Annotated in this window: 1 protein-coding gene; it reads left to right on the forward strand. The window is 41.0% G+C overall.

From position 1 onward, the window contains the following. Positions 1 to 251, forward strand: a 251-nt coding sequence (locus SM755_RS24000) for a hypothetical protein (protein ID WP_323174882.1), incomplete at both ends; no start/stop codon positions are given.

Consider the following 251-nt stretch of genomic DNA (forward strand, 5'->3'; position numbering starts at 1 on the left):
CTTCAAATTTTGAAGCAGTAGCTGAGCAACTAAAGGAGGGCCGCATTCAGGTATCTCAGCCAATTGCTGCAGAGGATTATTTTCCTGAGCTTCAGACAGCAGGTGATATTAGTGAAGGCAATAATAGTAGCCCACGTGAACAAGTATTATCTCCTTTGCATTCAGAAAGATCATTCAAATTTACCGACGGTGACACTATATTCAACAAAGGTAGAAGAGGAGACTCTTTTGAGGTTAATGGTCAAAATGGG

This window comes from Natrialba sp. PRR66 (assembly GCF_034808065.1).
GTDB lineage: Archaea > Halobacteriota > Halobacteria > Halobacteriales > Natrialbaceae > Natrialba > Natrialba aegyptia.